Genomic DNA, 11,060 nt, shown 5'->3' with positions numbered 1-11,060 from the left:
GCGTCCATCTCGCCCTCGCCGGTCAGGCCGTCGACGTGGGCGAGGACCGCGACCCGCAGCGCCGTCAGGATGCTCTCCGAGTCCGGCCGGGCGCGGAACCGCTCGACGAGCACCTCGCCGCGCGCGGCGTCCCCGGCGACGACGGCCTCCTCCTTGCTGGAGAAGTAGTTGAAGAAAGTCCGCAGGGAGACGTCGGCGTCATCGGCGATCTGCTCGACGGTGACGTTCTCGACCCCGTGCTCCAGCGAGAGCCGCACGGCCGCCTCGCTCAGCGCGGCCCGCGTGGCCTGCTTCTTGCGCTCCCGCCGACCCACCACCACCGGCCCAGTCTCTCCCGGGCCCGGTCGGCGGGCGGTCAAGGCGGTCATCGCGACACCGCCGGCATGACCTCGGTGGCGGCGTCGAGCACGGACACGTCCGTGATCGCCCGGTGCCGGCCCGCGGGTGCATCGCCGGTGATCGCGATGTCGCGACGCTGCGGCCCGACGGTCCCGCCGAGCAGCTCGACGTGCGGGCTCCCCCGCCACTGCGCGACGAGCAGGTGCGGCGCCCCGGGACCGTCGACAGCGATCCGGTAGCGCCCGTCGTCGTCGGCGACGGTCCGGGCGAGCTGGTGCCCGCTGCGGTCGATCAGGGTGAGGACTGCGCCCGGGGCGGGCCGGCCGCCGTCGCGCACGGTGCCGGTGAGGACCGAGAGGGCATCGTCGTCGACCGGCTCCATGGCGGGCTGGGCCTCGATATGGGTCGGGGCGTCGTCCTCGACGTCGATGGTGGTGCGCAGCGGCACCTCGCGCAGGAAGAGGATGGCGACCAGAGCGATCAGCGCCAGCGGGGCGGCGATCAGGAACATCAGGGCGACCGAGTCGCCGTAGGCGTTCTCGATGATCGAGCGGATCGCGACGGGCAGCGTCGCGAGGTTCGGAATCTGGCCGCCCGACGACGAGGTCGCCGACGCCGGGATGCCGGCCGCGGTGAGCCCCGAGGTGATGCCCGCCGAGACGTGGCTCGACAGCAGGGCACCGAGGGCCGCGACGCCCGCCGCGCCGCCGAGGGAGCGGAAGAACGCGACGGTCGAGCTGGCCGCGCCCATGTCGCGCAGGGCGACCTGATTCTGGACGGCGAGCACGAGGTTCTGCTGGGTGGACCCGACGCCGATGCCGACCATGGCCATCGAGATCGCGAGCTCCCAGTAGGGGGTGTCCGCGCCCATGACGAGGCCCTGGAGCAACAGCCCGGCGACGAGGAGCACGCCGCCGCCGACCAGGTAGGGCTTCCACCGCCCGTAGCGGGAGATCAGCTGGCCGACGACCGTGGAGGCCAGGAACAGGCCGGCGATCATCGGGAGGGTGAGCAGGCCGGCCTCGGTGGCGGTGGCGCCGCGGGCGAGCTGGAAGAACTGGCTCAGGAAGACCGAGGAGCCGAACATCGCGACCCCGACGAAGAGGGCGGCGACGGTCGCGAGGGCGACGGTGCGGTTCCGGAAGAGCTGCAGCGGCACGATCGGCTCGCGGGCCTTCGACTCGACGACGACGGCCAGCACGAGGGCGACGATCCCGGCGGCGAGCCAGGCCAGCGACGCCCAGGAGACCCAGGCGAAGTTCTTGCCGCCGAGCGAGGTCCAGATCAGCAGCGCGGAGACGCCGCCGGCGACGAGCAGGGCGCCGAGGTAGTCGATGTGCACCTCGCGCTTGACCGTGGGCACCGACAGGGTCCGCTGCAGGACGACCAGGGCGATGACGGCGACCGGCACGGTGACGTAGAAGCACCAGCGCCAGCCGATGGAGTCGACGATGACGCCGCCGATCAGCGGGCCGCCGACGGTCGCGACCGCCATGATCGCGCCGAGGTAGCCGGAGTACCGGCCGCGCTCGCGGGGCGGGATGATCGCGGCGATCACCACCTGGGCCAGGGCGGTCAACCCGCCCATGCCCAGGCCCTGGATCACGCGGAAGCCGATGAGCTCCGGGGTCGAGGTGGAGAGCCCGGCCAGCATGGTGCCGACGATGAAGATCGTGATGGCCAGCTGGACGAGCAGCTTCTTGGAGAAGAGATCGGCCAGCTTGCCCCAGATCGGGGTGGACGCCGTCATCGCGAGCAGCGACGCCGTCACCACCCAGGTGTACTGGGCCTGGGTCCCGCCCAGGTCGCTGATGATGCGCGGCAGCGCGTTGGACACGATCGTCGACGACAGGATCGCGACGAAGAGGGCCATCAGCAGGCCCGAGAGCGGCACGAGCACGGCGCGCTTGCTCGCGGGGGCGCTCTGTGGAGGAGCCACGGCGGCGGTCATCGATGTCCGGCTTTCACGAGGAGTGGCGATAGGCGCTCGCGGCGGTCTCCCCGTCGCGGCTCCCTTCACACTAGTCGTTCATGCACGTCGTGCAAGTTTGCGCGCTGTGTCATCATGCACAGCGCGCAGGACTCACGTGGGACGTCAGAAAAGTCGCGTTGCAGACACTGGACGTCCGTCACTCGGCGTTGATCACCGGCGATCGTGGAGCCGGACGACGATGTCGCTCAGGTGGTGCCGTCCCTCGTGCGCGGCCTGGCGGGCGAGCCACAGCGCGGTGCGGCGCTCGCCCGGATAGCGGTGCGCCGGCCGGTCCCAGCCCTCGTCGGGAACCCGGCCCAGCTCGGCGAGGAACCCCGCGACGTGCGCGTCGAGCTGCTCGACGACGGGTCCGAGCGCGGCCTGGGCGTACCCGAACCGCCGCGCGCGGAGGTCGTTGAGCATCGGCTCGAGGGGCGGGTCGTCCTCGGTGCGGGCGCGGTGGAGCCGGATGGTGAACACGGCGTAGACGTCGCGGACGTGGCAGAGGTACTCGGCGGCGGACCAGCTTCCGTCCGGGCCGGAGGTGCGCCAGGCGTCGTCGGGGTGGGCGGCGAGCAACGCGCGGGCCTCCCCGGGCACCCGCGTGACGATCGCGCGGACGTCGTCGGGACCCGTCGTCGCGAAGTCCATGGGGCAGTCGGGACAGACGTGGTCCTCAGCGGCGAGGGGCGGGACGGAGTCCGGGTGCAGCGGGGCGGACGAGGTCGCAGCGAACCGTTCCCGCGCGCGGTCGGCGAACGCCACGACGCCGTCGGGATCCGGTCCCTCCTCGCGGGTGAACATCGCCATCTGCAGCCCGGGTCCGTAGGTGCCGAGCTCGTCGATCTGCGCGCGGGTCACGGGCTGGATCACGTAGTGCAGGTGCCCCGGCACACCCCCGGCGTGCGACCACAGGCACGTGTAGATCTGCTCGGCGTCGGTGAGCGCGCGGACGACGCGGGCCGTGGTCCGGAGCAGTGGTCCGAGCTCGTCGGCCTCGCCGTCGGTGAGCGCGTCGATGCCGGTGACGTGCCGCGTCGGCTTGACGATCAGGGTCCCGACGCCGAGCGGCCCGACGCAGTGCTCGACGACCCAGCTCTCGCCCCGGTGGAGCACGCCGCCGGGGAGCCGCCGCCGCCCCGCGGTCAGGTCGCACGCGATGCACTCCATGGCGCGAGGGTGGCAGTCGGGCGTCAGTCCCGGTGCTCGCGCCACCAGTGGTCGTACTGATCGAGGAACTCCCGCAACGCCCGGCAGCAACGTCCGACCGCACCCCACAGGAGCGACTAGGTAGTTGATCATGGAAAGTGCGCCGCGTGCAGGAATCCATGATCAATTGCCTAGGCACTCGGTGGTCGATCCCGCCCCGGCGCCGGAACCGGCCGACCGGACTCGTCCGAACCCGGACCGCGCGAATCTCACGCGACGCTGTCGGACCCCATGGCTACCCTCGCGCCCGTCCCACCGCACGAGTGCCGGGAGCACGCATGGATGTGGCGATCGACGTCGCCGGCCTGGTCAAGCGTTACGGCGACGTCACCGCGCTCGACGGCGTCGACCTGCAGGTCCCCCGCGGCACCGTCCTCGGCCTGCTCGGCCCGAACGGCGCGGGGAAGACGACGATCGTCCGCATCCTGACGACGCTGCTCCGACCGGACGCGGGCAGCGCCACGATCGACGGCGTCGACGTCCTCACCAACCCGAGAGAGGTCAGGAAACGGCTGGGGCTCTCCGGCCAGTACGCCGCGGTCGACGAGTACCTCACCGGCTACGAGAACCTCGACATGATCGGGCGGCTCTACCATCTGGGGCGCAAGCGCAGCCGCGAGAGATCCCGCGAGCTCCTCGCGCAGTTCAGCCTCACCGACGCCGGCGACCGGCCGGCCCGGACCTACTCCGGAGGCATGCGGCGCCGCCTCGACCTGGCCGGCGCGCTCGTCGCCCATCCCCCGGTGCTCTTCCTCGACGAGCCGACCACCGGCCTCGACCCCCGCAGCCGCACCGAGATGTGGGGCGTCATCCAGCAGCTCGTCGCCGACGGCACCACGCTCCTGCTCACTACCCAGTACCTCGAGGAGGCCGACGTGCTCGCCGACGACATCGTCGTCATCGACCACGGCCGCGCCATCGCCCGCGGCACGTCCGACCAGCTCAAGGCCCAGATCGGTGGCGAGCGCCTCGAGCTCACGGTCTCCGACGCCGACCGCCTCGACGAGGCCGTCGAGCTCGTCGCCCCGCTCGGCGTCGCCCCGCCGGTCACAGAACAGCACCGACGGTCCCTGACAATGCCCGTGACCGGCGGTGTGAAGGCGCTGCGGCAGGCACTCGACCACCTCGAGGCCGTCGGCCTGGACGTCGACGACGCCGGCGTGCGCCGCCCGACCCTCGACGACGTCTTCCTCACCCTCACCGGCAGCACCGCCGGCAACGAGGACGTCCAGACCGGAGAGGCGGTCGCCTCGTGACCACCGTCGACGTCGTGAACGACGCCGCCGTCGTCGCCAAGCGCAACCTCATCAAGATCAAGCGCGTGCCCGACCTGCTGGTCTTCACGACGCTCTCGCCGATCATGTTCGTGCTGCTGTTCGCGTACGTGTTCGGCGGCGCGATCGACCCGAGCGGCGGCGGCGCGGCCTACCGCGAGTTCCTCATCGCGGGGATCTTCGCCCAGACCGTGGTGTTCGGGGCGACGAACACCGGCGCCGGTCTCGCCGACGACGTCAAGAAGGGGATCATCGACCGGTTCCGCTCGCTGCCGATGGCGCCCTCGGCGGTCCTGACCGGGCGGACGCTGTCGGACGTGGTCAACAACGTGATCGTCCTGATCGTCATGTCGATCACGGGCCTGCTCGTCGGCTGGCGGATCCACACCGGGCCGCTCGAGGCGCTGTGGGGCTTCGTCCTGCTGCTGATCTTCGCCTACGCGATCTCGTGGATCATGGCGTGGCTCGGCCTGCTCATCCCGAGCCCCGAGGTGATCAACAACGCCTCGTTCATCGTGATCTTCCCGTTGACGTTCGTCGCGAACACCTTCGTCCCGCTCGACACCCTCCCCGGGCCGCTGCGGGTCTTCGCCGAGTGGAACCCGGTCTCCTCGGTGACGCAGGCCGCCCGCGAGCTCTTCGGGAATCCCGCCCCGAACCCGACCGCGGCCGTGTCCGCCGCCTGGTCGCTGGTGCACCCGCAGCTCTACACGCTGATCTGGGCGGTGGTCGTGGTGGCGGTGTTCGTGCCACTGGCGAGCGCCCAGTACCGCCGCGCCGCGAGCCGCTGACCTACCCGGTCTTGGCGCTCCGGCCCCGGACACGGGGGAACGGGACCGGAGCCCGGCCGGAACCGTCCGGCGCGGCGAGCCGTTCGAGGATGGCGTCGCCGGGCATGGGCGGGGAGAACAGGTAGCCCTGCGCCGTCCGACAACCCATCTCGAGCAGCACCGTGCGAGCGGCCTCGGTCTCCACGCCCTCGGCGATCAGTTCCAGCCCGAAGGACTCGGCGAGCGCGATGATCGACCGGAGGATGGCGTGGTCGCCGGCGTTCTCGCCCAGATCGCGCACGAACCCACGGTCGATCTTGAGGATGCTCACCGGGAAGGCCTTGAGCTGGGCGAGCGAGCTGTAGCCGGTCCCGAAGTCGTCGATGGCGACCGAGACCCCGAGCGCCTGGAGCCCGCGCAGGGTCCGCAGCGCCGCGGCGTCGTCGCTGACCACGGTGTGCTCGGTGACCTCGAGGATCAGCTCGCGGCCGGACATCCCGTAGCGGCGCAGGACCCGCTCGACGGTCTCGACGAAGTCGATGGCGATGAGCTGGACCGGGGAGATGTTCACCGAGAGGGCGAGCTCCGGTGCGGCGTCGGGCGGGAGGACCTCGATCCAGCCCGCGAACTGGCGGCAGGCCGCGTCGAGCACCCAGGCGCCGAGCTCGCCGGCGAGGTTGGTGGCCTCGGCGACGCCGACGAACAGCTCGGGGGCGACCTCGCCGAGGGTCGGGTGGTGCCACCGGACGAGGCACTCGACGCCGACCGTGCGTCGGGACAGGAGGTCGACGATCGGCTGGAACGCGACCTCGAGCGCGCCGTCGCGGATGGCCGAGAGCAGGTTCATCTCGACGGCGAGGCGCACCTGCTCGCGGCTCTGCATCTCCGCGGTGAAGAGGACGACGTTGTTGCCGCCCCGGGTCTTGGCGACCAGCACCGCCTGGTCGGCGCTGCGGAGCCACTCGGCGAGGTCCGTCGTCGAGGGCTCGGCCACGGCGATCCCGACGCTGACGGTCCGACCGAGCGACTGCCCCCCGATCTGGATCGGGGCGGCCATGGCGTGCTGGACGCGCTCCGCGACGGTCCGGGCCCGCGTCTCGTCCGCCCGGTCCGCGATCGCCACGACGAACTCGTCGCCACCGAGGCGCGCGACGACGTCGGCCCGGTCGACCGCGGCGCGGAGACGGTCGGCGACCGCGACGATGAACCGGTCGCCTGCCTCGTGACCGAGGAAGTCGTTCATCGCCTTGAGCCGATCGACGTCGATGAACAGCAGCGCCCGGTCCCCGTGGTCGCCCGCGTCCTGCATCTCCCGCAGGTGGGCCATGAGCGCGCGACGGTTCGGCAGTCCGGTCAGCTCGTCGTGGTTCGCGATGTGACGGAGCTGCTCCTCGGCGACCATGCGGCCCTGCATCTGTGCGCAGAGCAGCGCGATCGTCCGCAGCGCCCGCAGCTCGTCGTCGGCCCACCCGCGGTCGCCGAACTTGATGAACCCGAGCGTCCCGGTGGTGCTCGGGCCCGAGCGGAGCGGCACGACGGCGAGCGACGTGGCCGCGATGCCCGACCCGCTGCGCACCCGCTCCTGGTAGTCCGCCGAGTCCGACGGCCGGATGACCATGATGTCGTCGAGGTGCTCGCTCGCCGCGAAGGTGGGGTCCGCCGTCGCGAAGGGGATGACGCCGAGCGGGTCCGGGTCGGGAACGTCCGCGCGCGGGGGCCACTCCGCGACGAGCACCGTCGCGCGCTGCTCGGTGTCGTGGAAGCGCAGGAAGCTCAGGTCCACCTCGAAGTAGTCGACCAGCGCGCGCAGGACCGTCTCGGCCGCCAGGTGAAGCCCCGCCGAGTCGACGCCCATGAGCGTCGTGGCGACCGCCGTGACGAGCTCGTCCAGATTGGACGGCTCATCACCCTCCGGATGTGCCACGTGACACAGGGTAGCTGATGCGCGGCCGATCAAGCAGTTCGGTGGAACGCCCCGACCGGACGCCGCCGACTGCGGACCGGGGTGACGTCCGTGTGGCTCAACCGCAGCACGAGCGCGACCACGTCAGTCTCCCCCAACCCGACCGCCACGCGGAAGCTCCGCTGCAGCTCAGCCAGGTCGTCGGCGAACCGGACGGACAGCGTGCGCAGGTCGCTCGGGGTCACCGCGAAGAGGAACACCGGGGAGACCGGGTGGACCGCGAGCCCGTGGGCCTCGGCCTCCACCCACACCGCTTCGGCGGCCGCGCCGCCGCGCACGAAGTCCGACGGGGAGGAGCCGGCGACGGTCACGACGGCGAGCGCGGAGCTGGAGGCCACGCGGTCGCGGGTGTCGTCGCCCAGCGCGGCGCCGCGGCCCCAGTCGGCGAGCAGCGCCATCACCTCGGGGCGCCGGGCGATGTCCAGCGTGGCGAGGTCCGCGGCGCCGAGGCCGAGGGTCGCCACGTCGATGCCCTCCTCGGCCGGGCCCGCCCCGGGCCGGACCAGCTCGGCGAACATCTCGCGGTGCAGGTCCGCCGTCAGGTACCGGATGCGGTCGGCGCCCGCGATCGCCTCGCCCGCGGCCCGCAGACGCTCGCCGCCCTCGACGAGGTGCAGCCCGCCCGATTCCGCTGCGGCCGAGTCCCGCAACGCGTCCGCCACGGCGTCCCCGAGGGGCTGCGGCCGGCCGAGGGCGCGGTTGGTGCCGCGCGCCAGGACCCCGGCGTGACGGGCGGCCAGGCGCTGGTCCGGGTCGGCGTCGGCGTCGGCGTCGGCGTCGGCGTCGGTCTCGGCCCCGGCGCCGAAGCGCAGGGACGCGACCACGTCGGGGCGCTCGTCGTCGGGAAACAGCGCGACCGGTCCGAGCGCCCCGGCGGCCGCCGCGGCCGTGCGTGCGTTGAACAGCGCCGCCCCGAGCGCGACGTAGCTGCCGCGGTGGGCCACGTCCATCGTCGTCGTGCGCGCGGGGTCGAGCAGGAGCCGGATCCCGCCCGGGCCCGACTCGACGTACCAGGGTTGGACGTTGCCCCCCGAGGGCGCCGCGCGGACGGCCTCGAGGATGCCGGACGTCGCCGGGTGGGCGGCCTCGAGCGGCGTCGGACCGGGTTCGGTGGGCTCCGCGGGTCCCGACGCCGAGTCCGCAACCGGCTCCGTCGGGAGCGAGGCGTCCAGCGCGTCGAGGTCCTCGTCGAGGTCGATCCGGATGCGGCCGGAGGTCAGCGGCCGGCCGAGACCCCAGCGCCGCACCGCGGCCGCGACGGTCGCGGCGCCGAGCGCGACGTCGCCGCCGAGCTGGGGCCACGTCGACAGCGTCAGCCCGACCTCGACCATCGAGGCCGCGATCCGCGGCGACAGGTCGGCGGCGCCGAGGATCCGCAGGACATGCGGGATCTTGTCCTGGGTGTCGAGCCCGCGCAGGCTCGCGGAGTCGAGGTCGCCGACGAGGCCGTGGAAGAGCGGGCGGTCGGGCTCCAGGTCGAACCGCTCGACGTCGAGCAGGCCGCGATCGCTGGTGACCATGACGACCGGGATCCCGCGCCGCCGCGCGCCCTCGCGGAGCAGGACCTTGACGTCGAGCGAGTCGGCCTCCTCGACCAGGACGTCGAGCCCGTCGAGGAAGGCGTCGACCCCGTCGGGGGTCACGCCGTCGTCGAGGACCGACAGTTCGACGAAGGGATCGAGCTCCGCGATGCGGCGCGCGGCGACGACCGCCTTGTTGACGCCGAGGTCGAGCACCGTCGCCGGGATGCGGTTGAGGTTGGACACCTCGATCGCGTCGAAGTCGGCCAGCCGCAGCTCGCCGCACAGCCCCTCGAGGGCCAGCGCGTGCGCCGCGGCGTGCCCGACGCTCAGTCCCGCGACCCCGATCCGCAGCCCGTGCAGGCGTTCCTGCTCCGCCGCGGTGATCTTGTTGCGGTTGCGGTCCAGCCGCAGCCGTCGGAAGGCCGCGCGTCCGAGGAGCCCGACGACGGTGCGCCGCCACGGGTAGTGCACCCAGACGTCGGGTTCGTCCGGCTCGACGGGCGCCTCGCCCCGCAGCGCCGCGAGGTCGGCGCACTGGGCCTCGCGCCGGTCGAGGACGGTGACGGCCGGATCGGCTCGCAGCGCGGCCAGCCCGGCGTCGTCGAGCAGGACCGCGCGGAAGGGCTCGGGGCTCACCGTCCGACCCGCGGCGCCGGGATGGCCGACGCGAGAAGTTGGGCGGTCTCGGCGTCGGTCGCGCGCCGTTCGTGGTCGGGCACCGTGGCGGGCCACTCCCAGCGATCCCAGAACATGAGGTGGGTGCGGTACCGGTCGTCGGGATAGCTGATGGGCGGGACGTCGCGCACGAGGACCGCGCCCGTCGAGGTCCACAGCCGCTCGGTGTGCGCCGCCGTCGTCCCCAGGGCGTAGCGGGCGCCGAGGATCATCGAGGCGTGCACCGGGGCCCGCCCGAAGCAGCCGACGAGCGCGCGGCGCTCCGGCACGTCCCGCGCCACCCACAGCCCCTTCGACTCGACGACGCCGAACGGCAGCCGCTCCTCGATGTGCGCCCGGACCCGCGGGTCCCCGTCCCAGGCGGTGAACGCCTGGGACTCCTCGGCCGTGACGTACGGCCCCTGGGCCCGCATGCCCCCGATCGGCTCGCCCTCGGCCGTGACCGCGACGAACACCAGCGACGTCTGGAGCTCGTGGACCTCGAGCGCGCCCGTGACCCCGTAGGAGCCGTAGACCTCCTCGGCCCCGGCGAGGTAGCCCCGCCACAGGTCCGGCCCGTCCTCCGGGGTGCTGACGATGACGCGGTGGCCGGCTCCCGGGACGCCGTAGCTCAGCCGCCACACCCCCGCCGCGGACCGCTGCGACACGGCGACGCTCGCGGACATACCACCTCCCGACTCGTCGGCGCCACGACCACTCCTGATCGTGGGCGCCGCGGGAGGGTCCGAGCAGCGGCCGTTGAGGTGCCTTCCCGGCGCGCCATCTCGCCCGCGTGCCGGGTTTCGCGGGCCCGCTCGCTACGTCAGGTGCACGCCATCCGCCATCCGACGGGGAGATCTTCCGCATTCGGATCACCTCGCGAGGCGACGCCCTCCACGACGGAAGGCCGCGATGACGCCTCCGGACCGGTAGGCCGAGCCGTCGTCAGGGGCGTCGTCGCGGCCGCCGCCGCGGGTCGGGCGACCTCGACCGTCCGACCGACGCCGCGCGCGGACCGGCTCAGCCCGGATGACATCTGCCCCGGGTCACGATCGGCCACTCGCTGTCGCGAATTCCGATTCTACGCCCGCAGATCTTAGTCTTCTCGGGTGGCCGACGTTGTCATGGGTCACGAATGCTCTCACTCTCGGCTACTCATTCGAAATGAGGAGGCCGACGATGACGGATCAAGCAAAGTTGATGAGGCAGTTCGGGGAGCTGTGGGAGACGGGTCACGTCGACGAGGTCGATGATCTCCTCCCCGCGAACATCATGTATCACCTCGCGGGATTCCCGGACATGGACCGGGCCGCGCTCAAGGAGTTCATGACGGGCTTCCACCAGTCGTTCCCCGAC

General features: G+C 72.6%; 8 protein-coding genes. 2 read left to right on the top strand and 6 right to left on the bottom strand.

All coding sequences use genetic code 11. The annotated features are described in order from the left end of the window. The 3 genes from VGI02_RS11180 to VGI02_RS11170 all read right to left on the bottom strand — a co-directional run. Positions 1-368: TetR/AcrR family transcriptional regulator (locus tag VGI02_RS11180; RefSeq protein ID WP_331627422.1), on the bottom strand; the 368-nt coding region annotated here is incomplete at its 3' end. Next, positions 365-2,278 (bottom strand): MFS transporter, encoded by a 1,914-nt coding sequence (locus VGI02_RS11175; protein WP_331627421.1) that lies wholly within the window; start codon positions 2,276-2,278, stop codon positions 365-367. The genes VGI02_RS11180 and VGI02_RS11175, both read right to left, overlap by 4 nt. Before the next feature lie 204 nt (positions 2,279-2,482). After that, entirely contained in the window at positions 2,483-3,481 is a 999-nt protein-coding gene (locus VGI02_RS11170; protein WP_331627420.1) for a DinB family protein, read from the bottom strand. Positions 3,482-3,798: 317 nt separating this feature from the next. On the opposite strand from VGI02_RS11170, the gene VGI02_RS11165 reads away from it, so the two are divergent. Next, positions 3,799-4,776, top strand: a complete 978-nt coding sequence (locus VGI02_RS11165; protein ID WP_331627419.1) for an efflux ABC transporter ATPase subunit, DrrA-related — start codon at positions 3,799-3,801, stop codon at positions 4,774-4,776. After that, positions 4,773-5,585, top strand: coding sequence for an ABC transporter permease (locus VGI02_RS11160; RefSeq protein ID WP_331627418.1), 813 nt, complete (start codon positions 4,773-4,775; stop codon positions 5,583-5,585). The genes VGI02_RS11165 and VGI02_RS11160 overlap by 4 nt, the downstream gene beginning before the upstream one ends. Position 5,586: 1 nt before the next feature. On the opposite strand, the gene VGI02_RS11155 is transcribed toward VGI02_RS11160, so the two are convergent. Genes VGI02_RS11155 through VGI02_RS11145 form a run of 3 tightly spaced genes read right to left on the bottom strand, consistent with a single transcriptional unit; the run spans position 5,587 to position 10,390 of the window. Beyond that, positions 5,587-7,488, bottom strand: a complete 1,902-nt coding sequence (locus VGI02_RS11155) for a putative bifunctional diguanylate cyclase/phosphodiesterase (protein ID WP_331627417.1) — start codon at positions 7,486-7,488, stop codon at positions 5,587-5,589. Between the two features lie 29 nt (positions 7,489-7,517). Next, positions 7,518-9,686, bottom strand: a complete 2,169-nt coding sequence (locus VGI02_RS11150; protein WP_331627416.1) for an Rv1355c family protein — start codon at positions 9,684-9,686, stop codon at positions 7,518-7,520. Continuing rightward, on the bottom strand, positions 9,683-10,390 hold the full coding sequence (locus VGI02_RS11145; RefSeq protein ID WP_331627415.1) for a hypothetical protein: 708 nt from the start codon (positions 10,388-10,390) through the stop codon (positions 9,683-9,685). Before VGI02_RS11145 ends, VGI02_RS11150 begins: the two co-directional genes overlap by 4 nt. Positions 10,391-11,060 lie beyond the last annotated feature (670 nt).

Source organism: Actinomycetospora sp. (genome assembly GCF_036497245.1).
GTDB lineage: Bacteria > Actinomycetota > Actinomycetes > Mycobacteriales > Pseudonocardiaceae > Actinomycetospora.
Note: the sequence above shows the minus strand (reverse complement) of the source record. Positions and strands in the feature narration are given on the sequence as shown.

Bases quoted from the DNA above. Each gene is read 5' to 3' on its own strand.
- VGI02_RS11170 (WP_331627420.1), bottom strand. From the start codon at position 3,481: ATGGAGTGCATCGCGTGCGACCTGACCGCGGGGCGGCGGCGGCTCCCC.
- VGI02_RS11165 (WP_331627419.1), top strand. From the start codon at position 3,799: ATGGATGTGGCGATCGACGTCGCCGGCCTGGTCAAGCGTTACGGCGAC.
- VGI02_RS11145 (WP_331627415.1), bottom strand. From the start codon at position 10,390: ATGTCCGCGAGCGTCGCCGTGTCGCAGCGGTCCGCGGCGGGGGTGTGG.